The following is a 23,188-nucleotide window of genomic DNA, read 5'->3' as shown; positions in this document are numbered from 1 at the left end:
GCCAGTATACCGCAAGGCCCTGCATGCCCCGCTGGCTTCCTCTGCTGCTCGGCTTCCTCGCTGCCGTCGGCCCGCTTTCCACCGACATGTACCTGCCGGCCTTCCCCGCCATCGAGGCCGAGCTTGGCCGCGGCTGGGGCGGCGTGCAGGCGACCCTCTCGGCCTGGTTCCTCGGCTTGGCGGTGGGCCAGTTGGTGCAGGGTACGTTGGCGGACCGGCTCGGCCGGCGTCGGCCGCTGATCATCGGCACGGCGGTCTATACCCTGGCCTCCGTCGGCTGCGCGCTGGCTACCGACATGGCCATGCTGTCCGTCTGCCGCTGCATCGCGGCCTTCGGCGGCGCCGCCAGCGCCGTCATCCCCCGCGCCATGGTGCGCGACCTGGCGACCGGCCTCGATGCCGCGCGCCTGATGTCGCGGCTAATGCTGGTGATGGGCGCGGCGCCGATCCTGGCGCCGAGCCTGGGCGGGCTGCTTCTCGAGGCCAGCGGCTGGCGCGCCATCTTCTGGGTTGCTGCGGCCTATGGCGGTATGTCCTGCCTGCTGGCCTGGTGGCTGCTGCCGGAAACGCTGCCGCCCGAGCGCCGCCTGCGGCGTTCGCCCATGACGCTCCTCGGTGATTTCGGCCGTATCGCGGCAGAGCGCGGCTTCCTGACGAATGCGGTCATGGGCGGGGCGGCCATGTTCATGGTCTTCGCCTTCATCGCCGGCGCGCCCGAGGTCTACATCGAGCAGTTTGGCATCGCTCCGGCACAGTTCGGCCTGCTGTTCGCGCTCAGCGCCACCGGCTTCATCGGCGCGACCCAGTTGAACCCCTGGCTGCTCAGCCGTTTCGGGGAGAGGGTGCCACGTTTCGCGCTGCTGCTGGCGCTGGCCTCCGTCCTGGTGCTGGCGGCCTCCGCCTTCACCGGGCTGGGCGGCTTCATGGGCCTGTACCTGCCGGCCTGCCTGGCGCTGGCCTGCACCGGGCTGGTGTTTCCCAACGCCGCCGTCGGCGCGCTGGCGCGGCATGCGGTGCGCGCGGGCAGCGGCTCCGCCCTGCTCGGCACCCTGCAGTTCGGCCTGGCGGCGCTGGGGGCGGCGCTGGTCGGCGCGCTGACGGCGGGCACCGCGCAGCCCATGGCCATCCTGATGCTGATCGGCATCGGCGCCGCGGTCCTGGCCGAGTTGGCGCGGCCGCGGCGCTGACGGCCGCGGCTAGTCCACCGTCACCGGCAGCTTCTTCACGCCCGCCGGCCGGGCCCGCTTCGTCTCCCGCACCACAAAAGCCTCCGAGTTCAGCCCGTAGGTGGCGAAGGATTCAAGCCGGAGGTCCGGCCGCGAGGCGAGAAACTCCCGCGTCGCCCGCCGCTGACCGCGCTGGTCGTCTGCGTTGAAGCAGTTCCAGTCATCCATGATGAGGATCGTGCCCTCGCCGATCAACGGGCCAAGCCAGCCGAGCGCCGTCACCGTCGAATCGTACAGGTCGCAGTCGATCATGGCGACGCCGATGCGGCGGATCGCGTGCCGCTCAACCAGCTCGGCGGTCAGCGTCCGCGCGAAATAGCCCTTCACGAGGTGCGTCCGCCGCCAGTCGATGCCGGCGGAGTCGAGGTTCCGGCGGACAGCATCGAGGGAACAGGCATACTGCCCCTTGCGGAACTCGCCATGCTGCGTGCGGTCGATCCCGCGAACCTCCGGCAGCCCCTCGAAGCTGTCGAAGCCGAAGCAGCGGGGCTGGAAGCCGTGCTCCCCGGCCAGCTTCTGCGCCAGCCAGAAACTATAGCCCTTGAAGACTCCGAACTCGGCGTAGTCCGCATCGGCCAAGCTGCCGCGGCGTGCGGCTTCGGTGAAGATGGCGGCGAAACCCGCGTCCAGACCGGGGCTGGCGGACCGGAAGCCGTGGAAGTGGCGGTAGTAGACCCGGGAGGCCACGTCGTTCAGCCCAGTGGCCTGGAGCGTACGGATGGCGGCGCGGCGCAGATGATGCAGGGGGGTTCCCATGTCACCTCCTCGATGAAGTGCAGGATCGGTGCGAGTCGGGCTTGCCGCCCGAGCGTCTGGCGATGCTGCGGAGGAGTGGGGGGTCGTCGCGCCGGCGCCGGAATAGCCGCCCGGCCGTGGCTGGCCGGACGCGATGAATCGTCGAGAGAATGCGCCTGGACGGCGCGCAGCAGGCAGCAGGCATGATGGCGCTCCGGCGCGCGACCGGCCGCGGGTGCCATGGCACCCCTCACGCGACCCGTCGTCGTGGAGTCAGAGGCAGCCCGCCGGAACTACGTCGGGCACCAAGGTCCAATCGCCCCCGGTGGGAGCGCTCGGATCAAGGCCTCAGGGCGGAGCGTTGCACATCATCGGAATGCGGTAACACCGGCTTCACCTGCACACAATGAACACGTGTTCACGGTTGCTTGGCCAGGAGCGGTGGCTTGATGAGGGGATTTCATCGGATGGTCGGAGCGGCGGGATTCGAACCCACGACCCCCAGTCCCCCAGACTGATGCGCTACCAGACTGCGCTACGCTCCGACTGCGGTGGCCATAGCACCCTGGCGCCGCCGTCGCCAACCCCCGTGCCCCGATTCAGCCGCGTGCCGCCAGGGCCCGCAATTCATGCGCGAGGCGCTCCAGCGCATCCAGCGCGTCGCGCAGCGGCTCTGGTGCCTCCGGCTCCTCGATCTCACCCAGCGGCAGTTCCGGCACGCCGCCCTCCTCCATCCCGCCCTCGCGCAGCAGCCGCTGCACACCCTTGATGGTGTAGCCTTGGGTGTAGAGCAGGTCCGAGATGCGCTTCAGCAGCGCGATGTCCTCCGGCCGGTAGTAGCGCCGGCCGCCGCCACGCTTCAGCGGCTTCAACTGCGGGAACTTGGTCTCCCAGAACCGCAGGACGTGCTGCGGAATCTGCAGGTCGTCAGCCACCTCGCTGATGGTGCGGAAGGCGGTCGGGGCCTTGCGCGGGCGGTTGCGCGCGGCTTCCGCTTCCGGCCCCTCCTCACTCATGATTCGTCATCGGCCGTGCGCGCGATGGCCTGGCCCGGATTGAGCCGCGCCTTGAGGACGTGGGAGGGCCTGAAGGCCAGCACCTTGCGCGGCTGGATCGGCACCTCCACCCCCGTCTTGGGGTTACGGCCGACCCGCTTGCCCTTCTGCCGCACCACGAAGGAGCCGAAGGCGGAGATCTTCACCGGCTCCCCCCCCTCCAACGCCGCCGACATGCGCTCCAGCACCGTTTCCAGCAGCTCGGCACTCTCGTTCCGCGAGAGGCCGACCTGCGCATAGATGGCTTCCGCCAGATTGGCCCGCGTGATCGTCGTCATGCCCGAACAGGTCCCTGCAACCCCTTCAAGTCACAACAAAGCCGGTATCCGGGAGGGCCGTCAACCTTGGGTATCGAGAACGCCCTGGACGCCCTGCGACTGCTTGTCAGGAACGACCCGCAAGCGCCGGGAAAGGCTCAGAAGCGCGCCAGCGCAGCGCCCCAGGTCAGGCCGCCGCCGATGGCTTCCATCAGCACCAGGTCGCCCGGTTTGATGCGGCCATCGCGCGTCGCCTCGGCCAGCGCCAGCGGGATCGAGGCGGCGGAGGTATTGGCGTGGCGGTCCACCGTCACCACCACGCGGTCGAGGCCGAGATGCAGCTTGCGGCCCATTGCCTCGATGATGCGGATATTGGCCTGGTGCGGCACCAGCCAGGCAACGTCGTCATGGCCCAGGCCGTTGGCTGCCAGCGCTTCGTCCACCGCCGAGGCCAGCTTGGTGACGGCGTGCTTGAACACCTCCCGCCCCGCCATCGTCACCACGCCGGTGCCGCCGGTGGACCCGGCGCCGCCATTCACCGCCAGGATGTCGCCATGCCGGCCATCGGAGTGCAGGTGCGTGGACAGCAGGCCGCGCGCCGCCTCATCATCCCGCGCCACGCGCAGGAACACCGCGCCGGCGCCGTCGCCGAACAGCACGCAGGTCCCACGGTCGGACCAGTCCAGAATGCGCGAATAGACCTCCGTGCCCACCACCAGCACGCCGCGCGCCTGGCCGGTGCGCAGCATCGCGTCGGCGATGGACAGGGCGTAGATGAAGCCGGTGCAGGCGGCTGAGATATCGAAGGCGAAGCCTCGTGTGACCCCCAGGGCGCCCTGGATCCTCGAGGCCGTGGAGGGGAAAGCGCTGTCCGGCGTCGCCGTCGCGACGATGACGGCGTCGACCTCCGACTCGGAGGCGCCGGCCTGCGCCAGCGCGGCGCGGCAGGCGGCGAGGCCCATGTCGGAGGCGGTCTCGCCGTCGGCGGCGAAATGGCGCTGGCGGATGCCGGTACGCTCGACGATCCACGAATCGCTGGTGTCGAGGCCCTTTTCCGCAGCGAGTTCATCATTGGAGACGGCGCGGACGGGCAGATAGCCCCCGGTGCCGGCAATCACGCCGCGAATCGCGCTTCCATCTGCCATTGCCAAAAGCCTCAGCGCGGTGTGGCGGCAAGCCGCGGGGTCTGGCTCGGCAACAGCGCCAGCCCTTCCCGGATGCGATCATTGAAGCGGTGGGTCACCATGTCCATCGCGACATCGACGGCATGGGCGAAGCCCACGGCATCCGTGCCGCCATGGCTTTTCACCACCACGCCATTCAGGCCGATGAGCACCGCGCCGTTGTAGCGCCGCGGGTCCATCCACTCGCGCAACCGGTCCAGCGCCGGGCGGGCCAGCAGGTAGCCCATGCGGGCCGGCACACTGCTGGTGAAGACCTGGCGCAGCAGGTCGCGCATCAGCTTCAGCGCCCCCTCCCCGGTCTTCAGAGCGACGTTTCCAGTGAAGCCGTCCGTCACGATGACATCCACGGTGCCGGCCGCGATGTCATGGCCTTCGACGAAGCCGCGGAAATTGGCGCCGATGTGGCTGTCCCGCAGCGTCTCCGCCGCGAGGCGCACACGCTCGTCGCCCTTCAGCTCCTCGGAGCCCACATTCAGCAGGCCGAGCGTGGGATTGGTCAGGCCGAGGACCGCGCGGGCGAAGGCGTCGCCCATGATGGCGAACTCCACCAGGTTGCGCGCATCGCATTGCAAGTTCGCACCGAGGTCGAGCATGACCACGTCGCCGCGCGCGGAAGGCCCGATCGCCGCCAGCGCTGGCCGGTCGATTTCGGGCAGCGTCTTCACGACGATCTTGGCCAGCGCCATCAGCGCGCCAGTATTGCCGGCGGAGACGACCCCGGAAGCCTCCCCCTGCGCCACGGCATCGATGGCCACGCGCATGGAGGACCCACGGACGCGCAAGGCGGCCGTCGGCTTCATGTCGCCCGGGATCGCCTCCGGTGCATGGCGCAGGCTGCACGCCTTGGCCGCGCGTGGCCGGCGCGCCAGCAGCGCGCCCACCCGCACCTCGTCGCCGCACAGCAGGAAGCGGGCCTGCGGATGACGTTCCGCAGCCAGTTCCAGGCCATCCAGCACCGATTCCGGCGCGTGGTCGCCGCCCATGGCGTCGATCGCCAGGGCGAACTCGCCAGAGCCTTGAGCCGAAGAGCCTCGACCCGCCAGGATCTTTCCTGCCACGCTCAGAGACCTCGCCGCATGCGCGGTTGCCCCCTGGTGCAGGTCAGACGCGGACGACGCCCTTGGCCTTGTCGGCCGCCATCACCTCACGACCATCGTAATGGCCGCAATGCGAGCAGATATGGTGAGGCCGCTTGGCCTCGCCGCAGTTCGAGCATTCAATATGCGCAGACGCGGTCAAAGCCTCATGGCTTCGGCGCATACCGCGACGGGAGGGCGAAACTTTTCTCTTCGGAACGGCCATGGTGCCGAGCCTTTCTCGTCAACAAGCTGCAATATCAGCGGAGCCGCGGGGAGTAGCACCGCGTCGCAGGCGGAGCAAGGCACTGGTCAATGCCGTTTGATCCGGGCGAGCGCGGCGAAGGGATTCGGCCGGTCTGCGCCAGGTTCATCCGAGCTCGAATCGACCTCGGGTTCGTCCGGTGCTCCCTCCAGCTCGGCTGGGATCGCCGCATCTGGCGCACGAGGATAGGGGTCCAGTGCCAGCGCCAGCTGTTCGGCCACCACCTCTCCCAGGTCCACGCTGTTGCCGGTGGTCTCGACCTCGTCCGGGCTGTCCGGATCGTCATCCGTGGCGGGCGTGCCGGGCGGCAGGATGCGCAGGTCCAGCCGCGCGCGGACCTGTTGCGGCACGGGATCCAGCGTTACCACGCAGTCCTGCACCACATCGGCCTCCAGCGTCCCGGTCAGGCGCGTGGTGCCGCCGGTCTCGGGCGCCAGGGTCAGCCGGGCCTCAAGGCGCTCGACCGCTGGGATGGCGAATCGAGCCGCCAGTGCGGCACATTCGCCCGTGTTGGCGCGGAGCTCCACGCGACGGATCTCGCCGGCGCCGAGTCGATGCGGACGGGAGAATTCGGGCATCATGCGGCGGCGAGCCCGCCCGGCGCCAGCAGCGGGAACGCCGCGCGGCCCCGCTTCAGGGTCGCGATCGGCTGCGCCGCCAGGCCCTCCGTCACGGCCAGGACATGGTCCGCCAGGGCCGCCGCGGCACCGCCGGCCGGTTGCTCCCCGCGCCAGATGTTGCGGGTCAGCGCCTCCGCCAGCGCCGCGCGGTCTGAGGCATCCACCGCCGCCTCATAGGCCGCTGCGCGGCCGTGGAAGGCTTCCCACATCCGCTTCACGCGCTTGCCCACGACCAGGTCGCCGACGCCCATCTCCCGCAGGTTGATGTCCATGTCGGAGAACATCGCATCGAACACAGCCTGCGCCAGCTTCGGCCCATCCGGGTCGGCATCGCGCCGCAGCCGGTGGATCAGCAGCGCGACATGCAGCGAGACGATGTCGAAACGCCCATCCAGCGTGTCCGGCACGCCGGCCTCGAAGAAACCGGGCTGCCGGGCCGCGGTCACGGCGGCGGTGTACAGATCGAACCCCGCCCGCTCATGCGGCTTGCGTCCGAGAAGGCCGAGAAGGCCCATCACTCACTCCCATGGCGAAACCCCGCGGGGGGGCGGCCCGTTGACCGCGACCCGCCAGGGTGGCATTGCCGGCACATGGAGCGCCCGATGCACACGGTCAATATTGCGCGGTTGAAGTCCGGGTTGCGGCCCGGTCTGGCCCTGACCGCGATGCTGGCCCTCGCGGGCTGTGGAAACCTGTCCGGCATCCCCGGCGTCGGCCTGTTCGAAAGCCCTCGCCAGCTCCGCGGCCACGCGGTGGAGGATGAGGCGCTGGCGCAGATCACCACCGGCGTCAGCTCCCGCGCCGATGTCGAGGCCCTGATCGGCTCGCCGTCCCATACCGGCACCTTCGACAACAGCACCTGGTACTACATGAGCGCCGTCACCCGGCAGCGCCCGGCCCGGACCCTGTCCGTGGAGGATCAGCGCGTCGTCGCCATCGTGTTCAACGACACCGGCATCGTGCAGGAAATCCGGCGCATCGGGATGGAGGAAGGCCGCGACGTCGCCGTGGTGAGCCGCATCACGCCCTCCCCCGGCAATGACCGCACCATCCTGCAGCAGCTGTTCGGCAACCTGGGCCGGCTCGCACCCGGCGTCGGTGGCCAGACCGGCGGCTCCGGCCAGACCATCGGCGCGCCGAGCCGCTAGGCGGCGCTGCCTACGCCGGCTTCGCGACCGCCGGCCGCATCCACAGCGTCAGTCCCAGCGCCAGCACCAGCGCCGGCAGTACCAGAAGGTTCAGGACCACCCAGCCCGCCTGGGCGTGCACCGCGCCGGAGGCCAGTGCCGTGCAGGCGACGGTGCCGAAGACGATGAAGTCGTTCGCGGTCTGCGCCCGCACCCGCTCCTCCGTGCTGTGCGCCTCGCCCAACAGGGTGGTGGCGCCGACGAACATGAAGTTCCAGCCGAGCCCCAGCAGCACCAGCGCGACCACGAAATGGCCGAAGGTCTCGCCTTGGATGGCGACGCCAGTACACAGTACGTTCAACCCGACGCCGGCCGCGATGATGCGCCGCGCGCCCCAGCGGGCGATCAGCCGCCCGGTGAAGAAGCCCGGTCCAAACATCGCCACCGCATGCGCCTGGATCACCGTGGCGCTGGCACCGACGCCGAAGCCACAGGCCATCATCTCCAGCGGGGTCGAGGTCATCAGCAGGTTCATGGTGCCATAGGCCATGGCGGCGGTTCCGGCGGCGGCAAGGAAGGCCGGCCGGCGGATGATCTCGAAGACGGGGGTGGCCACCTTCGGCCGCGGCGGTGCCGGCGGCAGGCGCACCATTGTCAGCAGCACCGCGCAGATGATCGGCAGCAGCGCCAGCAACAGATAGGTGCCGAGGAACAGGAAGGGCGCGAACATGTCCTTGCTGTGCTTCACCAGTTCCGGCCCGAAGATCGCCGCCAGCACGCCGCCCGCCATGACCAGGGAGATGGCGCGGGGGCGATAGGCGGGGGAGGCGACCTCGGCGGCGGCGAAGCGGTAGTGCTGGGCAATGCCGAAGCCGATGCCGGCCGGGATCGCGCCGGCCGAATACACCCAGAAATCGCCCATCCAGATGCCGAGCGCGAAGGTCAGCGCGCCGATGAAGGACCCCGCGGCGCCGACGAAGAACCCGACGCGCCGGCCGAGCCGGGCGAAGATGATGCCGGCCGGGATGGAGGCCGCCATGGTCGCCACCATCTGTAAGGCCAATGGCAGCGTCGCCAAGGATTTGTCGCTGGCCAGGCTGTAGCCGACCAAGGCGCCCATCGCGACCTGCCCGACCACCGAGGCGTTCATCAGCGCCTGGCAGAAGAACAGCAGCCGGACGTCGCGCTTCATCGCGCGGTCGGTATCGTGCATCAGAAATGGCTCCAGCCGCTGCCCGGTAATTGAACTGATTCGCCCGCGCCATCCAACACCCGAACACCCTCCCCGGCCACGAAGCGGCCAATCCGCGCCACCGGCACGCCCGCCGCGAGGCCCGCGGCCCGGACGCGGTCGGCGTCGGCGGGATCGGCGGCGAAGGCCAGTTCGTAGTCGTCGCCCCCGGTCAGGATGCGCGCCCTCAGCGCCGGATCGGCCGCCAGCGCGGCACGCGCCGGGCCCGAGAGCGGCACAGCCCCTGTCCGGATTTCCACGCCGCAGCCGGCTGCCCGCGCCAGGTGCCCGAAATCCTGCACCAGCCCGTCGGAGACATCCATCGCGGCCCGCGCCAACCCGACCAGCGCCTGCCCCAGGCCCAGGCGCGGCCGCGGCAGCCGGTAGCGGTCCGCGAGTTCGGCATCGGCCGGCAGCCGCCCGGTCAGCGCCAGCAGCCCGAGCGCGCCATCGCCGATGCTGCCGGAGACCCAGGCGTCATCCCCAACCCGCGCGCCCAGCCGCCGCAGCGCCGTACCCGGTGCGACATGGCCGAGAATGGTCAGCGAGAAACACGCCGGCCCATCCGTCGCCACCGTGTCCCCGCCCAACAGTGCCACGCCGAACTCCGCCTGATCCGCCGCCAGCCCCGCCGCGAAGCCCGCGATCCAGTCCTGCGTCACGCCGCGCGGAAAAGCGGTGGTGACAAGATAGGCCAGCGGCACCGCCCCCATCGCGGCAAGGTCGGACAGATTCACCCGCAGCAGCTTCCGGGCGATGGCGTCCGGCGGGTCGTCGGGCAGGAAATGCACCCCCGCCACCATCGCATCCGCCGCCAGCACCAGGGTCCGGCCCGGCGGCGGGTCGAGCAGCGCGGCATCGTCGCCGAGCCCGAGCGCCCCCTCACCCGCCAGTGGCGCGAAATGACGCGCGATCAGCCCGAACTCGGCGGGCAGCGACACGGCTCAGGCCCGCGGTGCCGCGGTGAACTCATCCGCACGCAGGGAGCGCGCCAGAGCGTCCAGCACGCCATTGGCGAAGCGGGGCTCGTCGCCCACGAAGAAGCCGTTGGCGATGTCCAGGTACTCGTTGATGACGACCCGGGCCGGCGGATCGTTTGGCGTCGCCAGTTCTCCAGCCGCCGCCCGCAGCAGGGCGCGCAGAACCGGGTCCAGCTTCTCCAGCGGCCAGTCCTTGGCGAGCGCGCGGCCGATGGTCTCGTCCAGGCTCTCGATCTTTGCCGCGGTAGTGCGGACGATGCGGGCGAACAGCTTGGCGTCGGCGTCCGGGATGCGCCCCTCGCCGAAACCCTCATCCGCCGCATTGGGGCCGAGGCGGTGGCGGACGAATTCGGCGATGACCGATTCCGGGTTCTCGCCGGCCTGTTCGCTTTGGAACAAGGCCTGCACCGCGGCGACGCGTGCCCCGGTCCGCGGCCGGCCAGCCTGGGCCTTACCCGATTCCCGCCCGCTCACAGCGCCCACCTTCGCTTCAGCGCGATCTGGCCGAGCGCCGCATGCGCCGCCTCCGCGCCCTTGTTGTGGCTGTCGTCGCGCGACCGCGCGATGGCCTGGTCCAGGTTTTCCACCGTCAGCAGGCCGAAGCCCAGCGGCACGCCGGTCTCGGCCGAGATCGCCATGACGCCCTGGCAGACCGCGTCACAGATGAAGTCGTAATGGTCCGTCTCGCCCTTCACCACGCAGCCGAGCAGCAGGTAGCCATCCCACCGCCCCGGCGCGGCAAGCGCCATGCGCAGCGCGGCCGCCAGTTCGAAGGCCCCGGCGACCTCCACCACTTCCATGGCGCCGCCAACCTGTTCCACCACCCGCTGCGCGCCGGCCAGCATGCCGCCCACCACCTCGGCGTAGTACGGCGCCTGGATGACCAGCAGCCGGGGTGGAGACCCGGCCAGGGCCTGGGCCTGGCGTTGCGGTGCGTCCTTGGTGCTCACGTCGGGTCCTTCGGTATCGGCCGCGTCTCGACCACGCTGAGGCCGTAGCCTTCCAGCCCGACCAGTGGCCGGGGGTTGTCGGACAGGCGGATGATGTCGCGCAAGCCCAGATCGGCCAGGATCTGCGCGCCGATGCCATAGTCGCGGATTTCCGGCGTGTTCGCCCGGCGGTCCCGCCCCAGCCGCAACTGCTGCGAAAGCCCGTCCGGCCGCCAGTCGCGGATCAGCACCACCGCGCCGCGCCCGGCGGCGGAGATGCTGCGCATCGCTGCATGCAGATCCTCCTCCGCCTGCCCCGCCACCAGATCCCGCAGCAGCGAGGTTGCGTGCATCCGCACCAGCACCGGTGCCGGCGTCGAAAGATCGCCCTTCACCAGCGCCAGGTGTTCGCCCTGATCCAGCGTCGAGGCATAGACGATGACGCGCCAGGTGCCGCCGATGCCATCGATGCTGCCTTCCTCCACCCGCCGCACAAGGCGTTCGGTCCGGCGGCGGTGGCCGATCAGGTCGGCTATGGTGCCGAGCTTCAGGCCGTGATGCTGCGCGAAGGCGACAAGGTCCGGCATCCGGGCCATCGAGCCGTCATCGTTCATGATCTCGCAGATCACGCCGGAGGGGTTCAGCCCGGCGAGGCGGGAGAAATCGACCGCCGCCTCGGTGTGCCCGGCACGCACCAGCGTGCCACCCTCCCGCGCCACCAGCGGGAAGACGTGGCCGGGCGTCACGATATGCTCCCGGCCCAGTTCCGGGTTGATCGCCACCGCGATGGTGCGCGCCCGGTCGGCGGCGGAAATGCCGGTGGTGACGCCGTCCCGCGCTTCGATGGAAACCGTGAAGGCGGTGGCGTGGCGCGTGCCGTTGGACTGCGCCATCAGCGGCAGGCCGAGCTGTTCGACGCGGTGCCGGGCCAGCGCCAGGCAGATCAGCCCGCGGGCATGCTTGGCCATGAAGTTGACGGCATCCGGCGTCGCGAACTGCGCCGGGATCACCAGGTCGCCCTCGTTCTCCCGGTCCTCGTCATCCACCAGGATGAACATTCGGCCGCGGCGGGCCTCCTCCAGCAATTCCTCGGTCGGGCTGAGGAATTCGTGGAAGCTGGTGCGGACAGGCTGGACGTTCATGCCCGGAACTCCATCAGCCGCGCGACGTAGCGGGAAAACATGTCGATCTCGATGTTCACCGCATCGCCGACGCGTAGCGTGCCGAAGCCGGTGACCTCCGCCGTGTGCGGGATGATGTTCACGCCGAAGCTGTCCGCCGTCACATCGTTCACCGTCAGGGAGCAGCCATCCACGGCGACGCTGCCTTTCCGCGCGACGAAGGGCGCCAGGTTGGGCGGCAGGCCGAAGGTCCAGCGGGTGGAGCCGTTCTCGGCCTCCGCCGCCAGCACCGTGCCGACGCCGTCGACATGCCCGGACACGATGTGCCCGCCCATCTCGTCGCCCAGCTTCAGGGAGCGTTCCAGGTTGACCCGGCGCCCGACCTGCCAGGCACCGAGCGTCGTCTTCGCCAGCGTCTCGGCGCTCGCCTCGACCTCGAACTGGTCGCCGTCATAGGTCACCGCTGTCAGGCAGCAGCCGGAACAGCAGATGGAGGCGCCGAGCGCGGCACCTTCCAGCCAGCCGGCCGGCGCCGCGATGCGCAGCCGCATGTCGCGGCCCTCGCCGATCGGGGTGATCGCGACCACCTCCCCCATGCCGGTCACGATCCCGGTGAACATTCAGCCCGCCTCATGCTCGAATTCGGTCAGCACATCCGCCCCCAGGGGCCGGCTGGCCACGCGGCGGAACTTGGGCGCCCTGGCAAGTTCCATCAATGGCAGTTGATAGGAGGCAGGGATGCCATCACCGCCGATCACCATCGGCGCGTGGAACCAGGCGAGACGGTCCACCAGCCCTTCCCGCAGCAGGGAGGCGGCGATGCCGGAGCCGCCTTCCGCCAGCACGCGGGTGATGCCGCGGGTGCCGAGTGCGGAAAGAATGGACCGCGCCGCCAACCCCTCCGGCCCCGGCGCAACCTCGATGATCTCGACGCCGGCGTCCCGCAGCGGCGCCAGGGCGGATTCGGGATGGCCAGGGGTGGTGGCGACCAGCGTCGGAATCTCCCGCGCCGTCCGCACCAGACGTGATCCCACCGGGATGCGCAGCCGGGCATCGGCGACGATGCGCGGCGCCGGCACCGGCACGCCGCCGGGCAGCCGGCAGGTCAGGTCCGGGTCGTCGTCGATCACCGTGCCGCTGCCGACCAGGATGGCGTCGTGCCGGGCCCGCAGGGCGTGCGCGGCACGGCGCGCCTCCGGCCCGGTGATCCAGCGGCTTTCCTTGGTAACGGTGGCGATGCGGCCATCGAGGGAGGTGGCGAGCTTCAGGGTTACCATGGGCAGGCCGAGAAGCTGTCGCTTGATGAAGCCGGCATTCAGCCGCGCGGCGTCCTCTGCCAGCAGCCCCTCCTCCACCCTCAGGCCGGCGCCGTGCAGCCGGGCGAGGCCCGCGCCATCCACCCGCGGGTCCGGATCGCGCATCGCCACGACCACGCGCGCGATCCTGGCGGCCACCAGCGCATCCGTGCAGGGCGGTGTGCGGCCCCAATGGCAGCATGGCTCCAGGGTAACGTAGGCGGTGGCATCGCGTGCGGCCGCGCCGGCGCGCTTCAGTGCCTCCGTTTCCGCATGCGGCCGTCCGCCGGGCTGCGTCCAGCCACGCCCGACGACCTGCCCGTGCTTCACGATGACGCAGCCGACCGCCGGGTTGGGCCAGGTATTGCCCAGCCCACGCGCCGCCAGCGCCAGCGCGGCGCGCATATGCGCAACATCCTCTGACATCAGGAGCCTTCGATCTGCCCCAGAAAAGCGCGAAAGTCCTTGGCTTCCCGGAAGTTGCGGTAGACGCTGGCGAAGCGGACATAGGCCACCTCGTCCACGTCGCGCAGCGTTTCCATCACCACCTCGCCGATGCGGCGGCTCGGCACCTCGCTGTCGGCCTCCACTTCCAGTCGGCGCTGGATGCCGTTCACGATGCGCTCGATCCGTTCCTCATCGAAGGGCCGCTTCCGCAAGGCGACGCGGACGGACCGGGCCAATTTGTCCCGGTCGAAGGGCACCCGCCTGCCATCGGTCTTGATCACCAGCAATTCGCGCAACTGCACCCGCTCGAAGGTCGTGAAGCGGTTGCCGCAGGCGGGGCAGGACCGGCGGCGACGGATCGAGGCGCCATCCTCCGCCGGACGGCTGTCCTTCACCTGCGTGTCGTCGTGCCCGCAGAAGGGACAGCGCATGGCCTAGGCCCCCGGCTGTGCCGGAGGCACGTCCGGAAAGCCCTCTCCTCCAAAGGGAAGAGCGTTGGTTGAGGGGCCCGGTGCCCAGTTCCGAACACGCTTGCCGACCTGCATACCCCCCTCATCCAACCCTGTCCCCCCTACAGGGGGAGAGGACTTTGCTGGCCGCATCACGGCGAAGGGGCGGCAGGCCATGCCGCTCAGCCGTAGATCGGAAAGCGGCGGCAAAGCTCCAGCACCCGGGCCTTCACGGCCTGCTCAACGGCCTCGTTCGCCTCCGGGGCGTTGGACCTGGCGAGGCCGTCCAGCACCTCTCCGATCATCTGGCCCACCAGCTTGAATTCCGCCTCCCCGAAGCCGCGGCTGGTGGCGGCCGGGCTGCCGAGGCGGACGCCAGAGGTCACCATCGGCTTCTCGGGATCGAAGGGGATGCCGTTCTTGTTGCAGGTCAGGTGGGCGCGGTTCAGGGCGCCCTCGGCGGCCTTGCCGGTCAGCTTCTTCGGGCGAAGGTCGACCAGCACCAGGTGGTTGTCAGTGCCGTCGGTGACCAGGTCGAGCCCCTGCCCCTTCAACTCCGCCGCCAGCGCCTTGGCGTTCAGCACCACCTGCCGGGCATAGGCGCGGAATTCCGGCCGCAGCGCCTCGCCGAACGCAACCGCCTTGGCGGCGATGACATGCATCAGCGGCCCGCCCTGCAGCCCGGGGAAGACGGCGCTGTTGAACTTCTTGGCCAGCGCCTCGTCATTCGTGAGGATCATGCCGCCGCGCGGGCCACGCAGGGTCTTGTGGGTGGTTGTGGTCACCACATGCGCATGCGGGAACGGCGAGGGATGCGCGCCGCCGGCGACCAGCCCGGCGAAATGCGCCATGTCCACCATGAAGATGGCGCCGACCTCATCCGCGATCTCGCGGAATTTCGGAAAGTCCCAGGTGCGGGCATAGGCGGAGCCGCCCCCGATGATGATCTTCGGCCGCGTTTCCCGCGCGATGCGAGCGACCTCCTCCATGTCGATGATCTGGTCCTCGCGCCGCACGGTGTAGGGCGCGACCTTGAACCACTTGCCGGACTGGTTCGCGGGCGCGCCATGCGTCAGGTGGCCACCGGCGGCGAGATCCAGGCCCATGAAGGTATCGCCCGGCTGCATCAGGGCGAAGAACACGGCCTGGTTCGCCTGCGCGCCGGAATGCGGCTGGACATTTGCGAAACCGCAGTCGAACAGCTTCTTCGCCCGCTCGATCGCCAGCGTTTCCGCCACGTCCACCACCTCGCAGCCACCGTAGTAGCGGCGGCCGGGATAGCCCTCGGCGTATTTGTTCGTCAGGACGCTGCCCTGCACATCGAGCACCGCCTTGGAGACGATGTTTTCGGAGGCGATCAGCTCGATGCCGTCCTGCTGGCGGATCAGCTCGTCGCGCAGCGTGGCGGCGATATCCGGATCGGTCTCGGACACCGGGGCCTGGAAGAAGCGGGCGGGGGTCACCGCCAAGGTGGTCTCGTTCATGGCGAGGGGCTCCATGCGGGGCTGAGCTTGAGGACCCGGCGGTCGTGCCGGCCGCCCTCATATGGCGTAGCGAGGAAGGTGCGCAGGGCATCCAGCGCCACTTCCACGCCGATCATGCGGGCGCCGAGGGCCAGGACGTTGGCGTCGTTGTGCTGCCGGGTCAGCCGCGCGCCGGTGCTGTCCTGCACCAGGGCGCAGCGGATGGCCGGGTTGCGGTTGGCGGCGATGGAGATTCCGATGCCGGTGCCGCAGACCAGCACGCCGAAGCGGGCGCGGCCTTCGGTGACGGCGGCGCAGACGGCGGCGGCGAAATCCGGATAGTCGACGCTCTCGGTACCATGCGTGCCGAGGTCCAGCACCGGATGGCCGGCAGCCTTCAGCGCCGCGCGCAGCGCAGCCTTCAATTCGGTTCCGGCATGGTCGTTGCCGAGGGCGATGGGGGTATCGGCGGGGCTCATGCCGGCGGAGTTACCACGCCGTGTGCCGCCACGAAACCTCCGCCGCCATATCTTGCGTCGCGGACGGGCCGGCATGGTGCGGGGCAGCATTTTCCGACCGCCACCGTAACGGGAGAAACATCGTCTCCGGCGCCCCCGCGGCGGAGGGGCACAGCCTCGCCCTTGCCTCCGCCCCCCACGGCATGGAACGGATGCGGCCAAGGAATCGCCCCGGGACCAGGAGAAACACGATCATGGCCGCATCGGACAAGCCGGAAACCATCGCGCTGCACGCCGGCTGGCGCGCCGATCCGACCACGGGGTCCGTGGCGGTGCCGATCCACCAGACCACCTCCTTCCAGTTCCAGGACACCGGCCACGCCCAGCGCCTGTTCGGCCTGGCCGAGATGGGCAACATCTACACCCGCATCATGAACCCCACCGTGGACGTGCTGGAAAAGCGCGTGGCCGCGCTGGAAGGCGGCGTGGCGGCGCTCGCGGTGGGCTCCGGCCAGGCGGCGACGACCTTCTGCGTGCTGAATCTGTGCGAGGCCGGCGACAACATCGTCTCCTCCACGGATCTGTATGGTGGCACCTGGAACCTGTTCGCCAACACGCTGAAATCCCTCGGCATCGAGGTCCGCTTCGTGGACCCGGCGGACCCGCAGGCCTTCGTCCGCGCCACCGACGACCGCACCCGCTGCTGGTACGCGGAAACCCTGCCGAACCCGAAGCTGCAGGTCTTCCCGATCGCGGAGGTGGCGGCGCTTGGCCGTGAGATCGGCGTGCCGCTGATCATGGACAACACCGCCGCCCCCATCCTGTGCAGGCCGCTGGCACTCGGCGCTGCCATCGTCATGCATTCCACCACCAAGTGGATCGGCGGCCACGGCACCAGCATCGGCGGCGTCGTGGTGGATGGCGGCAATTTCGACTGGGAGGCCAACGCCGCCCGCTTCCCGACCCTGAACAAGCCGGACCCGAGCTACCATGGCGCGGTCTGGACCCAGGCGGTGAAGCCGATGGGGCCGGTTGCCTACATCATCCGGATGCGCGTCATCCTGCTGCGCGACCTCGGCGCGCCGATGGCGCCGATGAACGCCTTCCTGACCTTGCAGGGGCTGGAGACGCTGCCGCTGCGGATGGAGCGGCACTGCGCAAATGCGGTGAAGGTCGCGAACTTCCTCGCCGGGCACCCGGCCGTGGCGAAGGTGATCCACCCGAGCCGGCAGGACGGCGAAAGCCGCAGGCGGGCCGATGCCGCGCTGAAGGGCGGCTACGGTTCGCTGATGGGCTTCGAGCTGAAGGCCGGCGCCGACGCCGGCCGGAAGTTCATCGAGGCGCTGCGCATGTTCTACCACGTTGCCAACATTGGCGACGCGCGGTCGCTGGCGATCCACCCGGCGACCACCACCCACAGCCAGCTTTCGGTGGAGGAACAGGCGTCCTCCGGCGTCACCCCCGGCTATGTCCGCCTGTCGATCGGCATCGAGCATATCGACGACATCATCGCCGATCTCGATCAGGCCCTGGCCGCCGCGGCATGAGTGGCTTTCCAGCGATACGGCCGCGCCGCAACCGGGTGGATGCCTTCACCCGGCGCCTGGTGGCGGAAAACAAGCTCTCGGTCGACGACCTGATCTGGCCGATCTTCCTGATCGAGGGCACCGGCATCGAGACCGAGGTCGCCTCCATGCCCGGCGTCAAGCGCGTGACGCTGGACCGGCTTGCGGCCCATGTCACACCGGCCGCGCAGCTCGGCATCCCCGCCATTGCCATCTTCCCGGCGACCGACCCGGCGCGGAAGGATGGCGAGGGGACGGAGGCGAAGAATCCGGACAACCTGATGTGCAGCGCCGCGCGCCTGCTGAAGCGGGAGTTCCCCGACCTTGGCCTGGTCGGCGACGTGGCGCTGGATCCCTACACCGACCACGGCCATGACGGCGTACTGCGCGACGGGCCGGGCGGCATGTATGTCGCCAATGACGAGACGCTGGAGGTGCTGACAGTCCAGGCGGTGATCCAGGCCGAGGCCGGCATCGACGTCATCGCGCCGTCCGACATGATGGATGGCCGCGTCGGAGCGATCCGGGCGGCGCTGGACGCGAAGGGCCTGATCCACACCCGCATCATGTCCTACGCCGCCAAATACGCCTCCGCCTTCTACGGGCCGTTCCGGGATGCGGTCGGCTCCGGCGCCTCGCTCAAGGGTGGCGACAAGAAGACCTACCAGATGGACCCGGCCAATTCGGACGAGGCGCTGCGCGAGGTGGCGCTGGACCTGGCGGAGGGCGCCGACATGGTCATGGTGAAGCCCGGCATGCCCTACCTGGATATCGTCCGCCGGGTGAAGGACCGCTTCGCTGTGCCGACCTTCGCCTACCAGGTGTCCGGCGAATACGCGATGATCATGGCCGCCGTCCGCAACGGCTGGCTCGACCATGACCGCGCGATGATGGAGAGCCTGCTGGGCTTCAAGCGCGCCGGCGCGGATGGTGTGCTGAGCTACTTCGCGGTGGAGGCCGCGCGGAAGCTGCAGGCGGAGTAGGCACAGGCCCTGCTTGAACCGTGCCCGCCGCCGGGTCTAGCCTGCCGCAATGCAGCATGACACCGCGCCATCAAGCCTCGACGGCGTTGCCGGCATCCGCGCCCAGCGACGGGAGGTGGAGGCCCTGCTGGCCTACACCCATGCCAGGGACGAGGAATCCAGGGCATTGGCCTGGTGGACCCTGCTGCGGGCACGGCAGGTTCGGCTGGCGGCGATGAGGCCGGCGGAATCCGCGCGGCTGCCCCCGCTCCCTGCCCCACCGCCGGGGGCCCTGAACCGGCTCCAGGCGCTGCGTCTGCGTCTCGGCTGGCTCAGCCTGGCGAAGGCGCGGCCCGATTCACGACTGGCGCGGCGCATCGGCTGACCTGTCAGGCCAGGAAGGCCAGGACCCGCGCCACCTGGGCCGCGCCCACCAGGGCCGGGGCATGCCCGGTGTCGGGGATCTCCACCAACTGCACCCCGGGCCGGCGCGCCATCTCCGCCGCCGTCGACGCGTCCAGCACGTCGCTCTCGGCGCCGCGCAGCAGCAACACCGGGACGGCTACCCGATCCCACAGCGCGCCGAGTTCGACCGGTCCCTGCGCGGCCTGCGCGAAGGGCAGGCCGATCGCCGGGTCGTAATGCGGCGCGATGCCGCCGTCACGCAGCGGGCGGGCGCTGGTTTCCGCCATGTGATGCCAATCCGCGTCGCTCAGCGCCCCGAACGGCGCGTGGACCTCGCGCAGATGCGCCTCCAGCCCCGCCAGGTCGTCGAAACGCAGGTCCTGCTGCACATAGGTGGCGATGCGGGCCACGGCGGCCTCGGGCACCCGGCTGCCGATGTCGTTCAGCACCAGGCGGCGGATCGGATGGCCCTCAGCGGCGGCGACCATCATGCCGCAGATGCCGCCGAGCGAGGTGCCGACCCAATCGACCGGCCCGTCCAGCCGGGCCAGCAGATGCGCCAGCGCGGTGACATAGGCGGGCGGCGCGTACATCCGCGCATCTGCCAGCCATTGCGATTCGCCGCGTCCCGGCAGGTCCGGGCAGAACACCCGGCGACCCGTATCCGCGAGCGCCCGCGCCAGCACGTCGAAATCGCGCCCGTTGCGGGTCAGGCCATGCACGCAGATCACGGGCGCGCCGTTCTCGGGGCCCCATTCCGTCCAGGCCAGCTCGAAGAAGGCTGCACCCAGCAGGTAGTGCAGCCTTCCGCGTCGCATTCAGACGATGCCCTTGGCGCGCAGCGTCGCGATCTGCGCCTCGCTCATGCCAAGCAGGCCGGAGAGGACATCCTCCGAATGCTCGCCAAGCAGCGGAGGCGCGACCCGGTAATCCGTCGGTGTGGCGGAAAGCCGCACCGGGTTGGCGATGACCTCCACCGTGGCGCCGGAGGAATGCGGCATCTCGACCACCACCTTCCGCGCCTGAACATGCGGGTCCGCGAACACCTTCTCCAGCGTGTTGATCGGGCCGCAGCCGATCTTCGCGGCCTCCAGCGCCGTCACCCATTCATCGGTGCTGCGCGACTGCATCACCGGCGTCAGCGTCTGCGTCACGAAGTCCCGATTGGCGACGCGCGACGCGTTGGTGGCGAAGCGCTCGTCGGACAGCAGCGCCTGCTGGCCTGTCACCTCGCAGAAGCGGGCGAAGGTGGGGTCGTTGCCGACGGACAGCACGATGTGCCCGTCCCGCGTCGGGAATACCTGGTAGGGCACGATGTTCGGGTGCTGGTTACCGAGCCGCGGTGGGTTTTCCTTGGTCGCCAGGAAGTTCATGCCCTGGTTCGCCAGCCAGGCCACGCTGGTGTCCAGCATGCCGATATCCACCTGCTGGCCCTGCCCCGTGCGTTCCCGGTGGCGCAGCGCGGCCAGAATGCCGATGCAGCCGTAGAGGCCGGCGAACAGGTCCGCGACCGGCACGCCGACCTTCTGCGGCAGCCCATCCGGCTCCCCGGTCAGCGACATCACCCCGCCCATCGCCTGGATCAGCGAATCGTAGCCCGGACGCGGCGCATAGGGGCCGGTCTGGCCGAAGCCGGTGATGGAGCAGTAGATCAGCCCGGGAAATTTCTGCGAGAGCTGTTCGAAGCCCAGGCCGTACTTGGCCAGCGCGCCAACCTTGAAGTTCTCGACCAGGATGTCGCAGCCATCCAGCAACTGGTGGATGATGTCCTGCCCTTCGGGCTTCGAGATATCGAGCGTGAGCGACTTCTTGTTGCGGTTCACGCCGAGGAAGTAGGCGCTCTCCTTCGTCTCCGGCCACACCGGCGGTGCGAAGCCGCGCGTGTCGTCACCGGCTTCCGGACGCTCGATCTTGATGACCTCGGCGCCGAGGTCGCCCAGCATCTGCGTGCAGGTCGGGCCGGCCAGGACCCGGGTGAGGTCGAGGACCCTGAGGCCCCGCAGCGGGCCACTCGGCGCCTTCTCCATGATTACTCCAGTCCCTTCCTTGGTGGCCGACCGGCATTGCGGCGCGGCCCTTGCCGACGCATGTTCCGGGCGACGGCCATCATGCCCCCGCGGCCCGCGCTTATAGGGCCGCGACCACTTGGGAGGAAACCCATGCTCGACCAGCCCCAGAAGACTCCGGAGGCCCCCAGCACCGAACCCTTCGCGCTGGCGAAGGCACTGTCCGGCGTGCACCTGATCGACGGCCGCTACGTCCCGGCCCGGTCCGGCAGGACCTTTGCCGTGGTGAACCCCGCGACCGGACTCGAAGTGGGCCGGGCCGCGGAGGGCGATGCGGCGGATGTCGATGCGGCCGTGCAATCCGCCGCCAAGGCGCAGAAGGCATGGGCCAAGGTCCCCGCCCGCAAGCGCGGCGCCCTGGTGCATGCCTGCGCGGCCGCCATCCGCACGCATGTCGATGAACTTGGCCTGCTGATCGCGCTGGAAACGGGCAAGGCGCTGCGCACCGAGTCGCGCGTCGAGGCGAATGTCGTGGCCGACGTCTTTGAATTCTTCGGAGGCCTCGGCGGCGAGTTGAAGGGCGAAAGCGTGCCTTTCGCGCCCAACGTCCTGTCGGTGACGGTGCGGGAGCCGCTGGGCGTGGTCGGCGCCATCATCCCGTGGAACGTGCCGATGCTGCTGATGGCGCTGAAGGTGGCGCCCGCGCTGGTGGCCGGCAACACGGTGGTGGTGAAAAGTGCGGAGGAAGCGCCGCTGACCGTGCTGCGGATCTGCGAGATCCTGAACCGCATCCTGCCGCCCGGCGTCTTCAACATGGTCTCCGGCATGGGCCCGGAATGCGGCGCGCCGCTGGTGGCGCATCCGCTGGTGAAGAAGGTGACCTTCACGGGTTCGGTCGAGACCGGGAAGATCGTCGCCCGCGCAGCCGCCGAGAAGCTGATTCCGGTGACACTGGAGCTCGGCGGCAAGTCGCCGATGATCGTCTTCGCCGATTGCGAGTTCGACAAGACGGTCTCCGGCGCGCTGACCTCCATGCGCTTCACCCGCCAGGGTCAGTCCTGCACGGCCGCATCCCGCATCTATGTCGAGCGGCCGATCTTCGACCGCTTCGTCGCGGCGATGAAGGAGGCGGTCGACAAGATGGTGATGGGCGACCCGCTGGATGAGAAGACCGACATCGGCACCATCATCAGCCAGGACCAGTTCGACAAGGTGCAGGGCTTCATCGAGGAAGGCACCAGGACGCCGGGCGCCACCGCGCATGTCTGCTCCGCCATGCCGTCCGACCCGGCGCTGAAGAAGGGGCTGTTCATCCGCCCGGTCATCTTCACAGGCCTCGATGCCAAAAGCCGGCTGGTGCGGGAGGAGATCTTCGGGCCCGTCACCGTCATCCAGCCCTTCGACGACCCGGAAGCGGTGCTGGCGGAGGCGAATGACAGCGAATACGGCCTGGCCGCCTCGCTCTGGACCAACAACCTGAAGGTCGGCCTGGATCTGGCGCATCGGTTGGAGGCAGGCCTGGTGCAGATCAACCAGAACCTGGTGGTGCAGGCGAACCTCAGCTACGGCGGCGTGAAGTCCAGCGGGCTCGGCAAGGAAGCCTCGCTGGAGGCGATGCTGGAACACTTCACCCACAAGAAGACCATCATGGTGAACATGAGCTGACCCGAAGCGGGTCAGCGATGACAACTCGGGTGGAAGGTCGTGCCACGCATCGTGACCTTGGTCGCGACGACTGGGGCGACCTCGAACCTGCAGGCATCCTGCCAGTTGAACCCGGTAAAGGCTGCAAGATAGACGGTCAGGCGCAGCGAACCGGCCGGCGCCGTGACGCAGGGTTGCCGGCCCACCGGGACGTCGTCCTGTGAAATCAGGGTCAGCCACGCGTCGGGCGCGCCCTCGATGGGCAGCAGCACCCTGACCATGACGCCAGCGACGTAGGCACCCTGTTGTTCGATGCAGATGAGATGTGGGCGGTCGCTGCCGCGCCGCTGCAAGGGCCACTGCGCCTCCGCCGTACCGAATGACCCTAGGAGCAATACTGCCGCTATCGCGAGGGCCCGACCCGGATGCGCCTTCGAACTTCGAACCGGCATCGCCACACAACCTCGCACCTGATGAACCGGTCGAGCCGGAACAGAATCAAGCTATAGGAGAGCGTGATGCAGAACCATCGGGGTGGCCCCGATGGCAGCCATAGGCGACGCCTGCTGGCATGGTCCTCGCAGTCGTGCCATCCGGACTGCGGCTGCCCGGGGCCGTAGCTGTGGCTGTGGCGGGGGGGGGGGGGGGGGCCCCCCCCCCCCCCCCCGGGGGGGCGGCCGGGGGGGGG

At 69.6% G+C, this 23,188-nt stretch carries 27 protein-coding genes and 1 tRNA gene; 6 read left to right on the top strand and 22 right to left on the bottom strand.

Going from position 1 to position 23,188, the window contains the following annotated elements; genetic code table 11:
* Positions 1-23 precede the first annotated feature (23 nt).
* Complete coding sequence (locus ACLF3G_RS00140; RefSeq protein ID WP_430667283.1) at positions 24-1,187, top strand: multidrug effflux MFS transporter; 1,164 nt, start codon at positions 24-26, stop codon at positions 1,185-1,187.
* A 9-nt stretch (positions 1,188-1,196) separates the two neighbouring features.
* On the opposite strand, the gene ACLF3G_RS00135 is transcribed toward ACLF3G_RS00140, so the two are convergent.
* The 9 genes from ACLF3G_RS00135 to ACLF3G_RS00095 all read right to left on the bottom strand — a co-directional run bounded on the left by ACLF3G_RS00135 (position 1,197) and on the right by ACLF3G_RS00095 (position 6,933).
* The gene (locus tag ACLF3G_RS00135; RefSeq protein ID WP_430667282.1) at positions 1,197-1,982 is read right to left on the bottom strand and encodes a TylF/MycF/NovP-related O-methyltransferase; all 786 of its coding nucleotides are present in this window, start codon (positions 1,980-1,982) and stop codon (positions 1,197-1,199) included.
* A 447-nt stretch (positions 1,983-2,429) separates the two neighbouring features.
* A tRNA-Pro gene (locus ACLF3G_RS00130) sits at positions 2,430-2,506 on the bottom strand.
* A gap of 54 nt (positions 2,507-2,560) precedes the next feature.
* A complete protein-coding gene (locus ACLF3G_RS00125) occupies positions 2,561-2,977 on the bottom strand; it encodes a MerR family transcriptional regulator (protein WP_430667281.1) in 417 nt (138 codons plus the stop codon).
* On the bottom strand, positions 2,974-3,294 hold the full coding sequence (locus tag ACLF3G_RS00120) for an integration host factor subunit alpha (RefSeq protein ID WP_430667280.1): 321 nt from the start codon (positions 3,292-3,294) through the stop codon (positions 2,974-2,976). The genes ACLF3G_RS00125 and ACLF3G_RS00120 overlap by 4 nt, the downstream gene beginning before the upstream one ends.
* A 137-nt stretch (positions 3,295-3,431) precedes the next feature.
* The gene (locus ACLF3G_RS00115; RefSeq protein ID WP_430667279.1) at positions 3,432-4,418 is read right to left on the bottom strand and encodes a beta-ketoacyl-ACP synthase III; all 987 of its coding nucleotides are present in this window, start codon (positions 4,416-4,418) and stop codon (positions 3,432-3,434) included.
* 11 nt (positions 4,419-4,429) lie between these two features.
* Positions 4,430-5,500, bottom strand: a complete 1,071-nt coding sequence (plsX, locus tag ACLF3G_RS00110) for a phosphate acyltransferase PlsX (RefSeq protein ID WP_430668119.1) — start codon at positions 5,498-5,500, stop codon at positions 4,430-4,432.
* Positions 5,501-5,558: 58 nt separating this feature from the next.
* Positions 5,559-5,759, bottom strand: a complete 201-nt coding sequence (gene rpmF, locus ACLF3G_RS00105) for a 50S ribosomal protein L32 (protein ID WP_430667278.1) — start codon at positions 5,757-5,759, stop codon at positions 5,559-5,561.
* An 86-nt stretch (positions 5,760-5,845) separates the two neighbouring features.
* Positions 5,846-6,379 carry a YceD family protein gene (locus ACLF3G_RS00100; protein WP_430667277.1) on the bottom strand — a complete coding sequence of 178 codons (534 nt, stop codon included), beginning with the start codon at positions 6,377-6,379 and terminating at the stop codon, positions 5,846-5,848.
* Positions 6,376-6,933, bottom strand: coding sequence for a ubiquinol-cytochrome C chaperone family protein (locus ACLF3G_RS00095; RefSeq protein ID WP_430667276.1), 558 nt, complete (start codon positions 6,931-6,933; stop codon positions 6,376-6,378). Before ACLF3G_RS00095 ends, ACLF3G_RS00100 begins: the two co-directional genes overlap by 4 nt.
* Positions 6,934-7,020: 87 nt before the next feature.
* Between ACLF3G_RS00095 and ACLF3G_RS00090 the strand changes: the two genes are divergently transcribed.
* Positions 7,021-7,566, top strand: a complete 546-nt coding sequence (locus ACLF3G_RS00090) for an outer membrane protein assembly factor BamE (RefSeq protein ID WP_430667275.1) — start codon at positions 7,021-7,023, stop codon at positions 7,564-7,566.
* A 10-nt stretch (positions 7,567-7,576) separates the two neighbouring features.
* On the opposite strand, the gene ACLF3G_RS00085 is transcribed toward ACLF3G_RS00090, so the two are convergent.
* The 10 genes from ACLF3G_RS00085 to rpiB form a co-directional block, all read right to left on the bottom strand.
* Positions 7,577-8,758, bottom strand: a complete 1,182-nt coding sequence (locus ACLF3G_RS00085; RefSeq protein WP_430667274.1) for an MFS transporter — start codon at positions 8,756-8,758, stop codon at positions 7,577-7,579.
* Entirely contained in the window at positions 8,758-9,717 is a 960-nt protein-coding gene (thiL, locus tag ACLF3G_RS00080; RefSeq protein WP_430667273.1) for a thiamine-phosphate kinase, read from the bottom strand. The genes ACLF3G_RS00085 and thiL overlap by 1 nt, the downstream gene beginning before the upstream one ends.
* Positions 9,718-9,720: 3 nt before the next feature.
* Positions 9,721-10,230 carry a transcription antitermination factor NusB gene (gene nusB / locus ACLF3G_RS00075; protein ID WP_430667272.1) on the bottom strand — a complete coding sequence of 170 codons (510 nt, stop codon included), beginning with the start codon at positions 10,228-10,230 and terminating at the stop codon, positions 9,721-9,723.
* A complete protein-coding gene (ribH, locus tag ACLF3G_RS00070) occupies positions 10,227-10,706 on the bottom strand; it encodes a 6,7-dimethyl-8-ribityllumazine synthase (protein ID WP_430667271.1) in 480 nt (159 codons plus the stop codon). Before ribH ends, nusB begins: the two co-directional genes overlap by 4 nt.
* On the bottom strand, positions 10,703-11,827 hold the full coding sequence (gene ribB / locus ACLF3G_RS00065) for a 3,4-dihydroxy-2-butanone-4-phosphate synthase (protein ID WP_430667270.1): 1,125 nt from the start codon (positions 11,825-11,827) through the stop codon (positions 10,703-10,705). The genes ribH and ribB overlap by 4 nt, the downstream gene beginning before the upstream one ends.
* The gene (locus ACLF3G_RS00060; RefSeq protein ID WP_430667269.1) at positions 11,824-12,426 is read right to left on the bottom strand and encodes a riboflavin synthase; all 603 of its coding nucleotides are present in this window, start codon (positions 12,424-12,426) and stop codon (positions 11,824-11,826) included. Before ACLF3G_RS00060 ends, ribB begins: the two co-directional genes overlap by 4 nt.
* Complete coding sequence (ribD, locus tag ACLF3G_RS00055) at positions 12,427-13,527, bottom strand: bifunctional diaminohydroxyphosphoribosylaminopyrimidine deaminase/5-amino-6-(5-phosphoribosylamino)uracil reductase RibD (protein ID WP_430667268.1); 1,101 nt, start codon at positions 13,525-13,527, stop codon at positions 12,427-12,429. It lies immediately after the preceding gene.
* Entirely contained in the window at positions 13,527-13,979 is a 453-nt protein-coding gene (gene nrdR, locus ACLF3G_RS00050) for a transcriptional regulator NrdR (protein WP_430667267.1), read from the bottom strand. Before nrdR ends, ribD begins: the two co-directional genes overlap by 1 nt.
* A gap of 200 nt (positions 13,980-14,179) precedes the next feature.
* Positions 14,180-15,481, bottom strand: a complete 1,302-nt coding sequence (gene glyA, locus ACLF3G_RS00045; RefSeq protein ID WP_430667266.1) for a serine hydroxymethyltransferase — start codon at positions 15,479-15,481, stop codon at positions 14,180-14,182.
* Positions 15,478-15,939: a ribose 5-phosphate isomerase B gene (rpiB, locus tag ACLF3G_RS00040; RefSeq protein WP_430667265.1), complete on the bottom strand. Its 462-nt coding sequence runs from the start codon at positions 15,937-15,939 to the stop codon at positions 15,478-15,480. Before rpiB ends, glyA begins: the two co-directional genes overlap by 4 nt.
* 233 nt (positions 15,940-16,172) lie before the next feature.
* Between rpiB and ACLF3G_RS00035 the strand changes: the two genes are divergently transcribed.
* Genes ACLF3G_RS00035 through ACLF3G_RS00025 form a run of 3 tightly spaced genes read left to right on the top strand, consistent with a single transcriptional unit; the run spans position 16,173 to position 18,830 of the window.
* The gene (locus tag ACLF3G_RS00035) at positions 16,173-17,465 is read left to right on the top strand and encodes an O-acetylhomoserine aminocarboxypropyltransferase/cysteine synthase family protein (protein ID WP_430667264.1); all 1,293 of its coding nucleotides are present in this window, start codon (positions 16,173-16,175) and stop codon (positions 17,463-17,465) included.
* Complete coding sequence (hemB, locus tag ACLF3G_RS00030) at positions 17,462-18,466, top strand: porphobilinogen synthase (RefSeq protein WP_430667263.1); 1,005 nt, start codon at positions 17,462-17,464, stop codon at positions 18,464-18,466. The genes ACLF3G_RS00035 and hemB overlap by 4 nt, the downstream gene beginning before the upstream one ends.
* A gap of 49 nt (positions 18,467-18,515) precedes the next feature.
* Positions 18,516-18,830 carry a hypothetical protein gene (locus ACLF3G_RS00025; protein ID WP_430667262.1) on the top strand — a complete coding sequence of 105 codons (315 nt, stop codon included), beginning with the start codon at positions 18,516-18,518 and terminating at the stop codon, positions 18,828-18,830.
* Positions 18,831-18,834: 4 nt separating this feature from the next.
* On the opposite strand, the gene ACLF3G_RS00020 is transcribed toward ACLF3G_RS00025, so the two are convergent.
* Entirely contained in the window at positions 18,835-19,668 is an 834-nt protein-coding gene (locus tag ACLF3G_RS00020) for an alpha/beta fold hydrolase (RefSeq protein WP_430667261.1), read from the bottom strand.
* On the bottom strand, positions 19,669-20,877 hold the full coding sequence (locus tag ACLF3G_RS00015) for a CaiB/BaiF CoA transferase family protein (RefSeq protein WP_430667260.1): 1,209 nt from the start codon (positions 20,875-20,877) through the stop codon (positions 19,669-19,671).
* A 132-nt stretch (positions 20,878-21,009) separates the two neighbouring features.
* Here ACLF3G_RS00015 and ACLF3G_RS00010 point away from each other — a divergent pair, with 132 nt between their 5' ends.
* Positions 21,010-22,521, top strand: a complete 1,512-nt coding sequence (locus tag ACLF3G_RS00010; RefSeq protein WP_430667259.1) for an aldehyde dehydrogenase family protein — start codon at positions 21,010-21,012, stop codon at positions 22,519-22,521.
* A gap of 11 nt (positions 22,522-22,532) precedes the next feature.
* On the opposite strand, the gene ACLF3G_RS00005 is transcribed toward ACLF3G_RS00010, so the two are convergent.
* Positions 22,533-22,853 (bottom strand): hypothetical protein, encoded by a 321-nt coding sequence (locus tag ACLF3G_RS00005; protein ID WP_430667258.1) that lies wholly within the window; start codon positions 22,851-22,853, stop codon positions 22,533-22,535.
* Between the last annotated feature and the right edge of the window lie 335 nt (positions 22,854-23,188).

The sequence above is a fragment of the Falsiroseomonas sp. HC035 genome (assembly GCF_050563525.1).
In the GTDB taxonomy this organism is placed as follows: Bacteria; Pseudomonadota; Alphaproteobacteria; order Acetobacterales; family Acetobacteraceae; genus Falsiroseomonas.
Note: the sequence above shows the minus strand (reverse complement) of the source record. Positions and strands in the feature narration are given on the sequence as shown.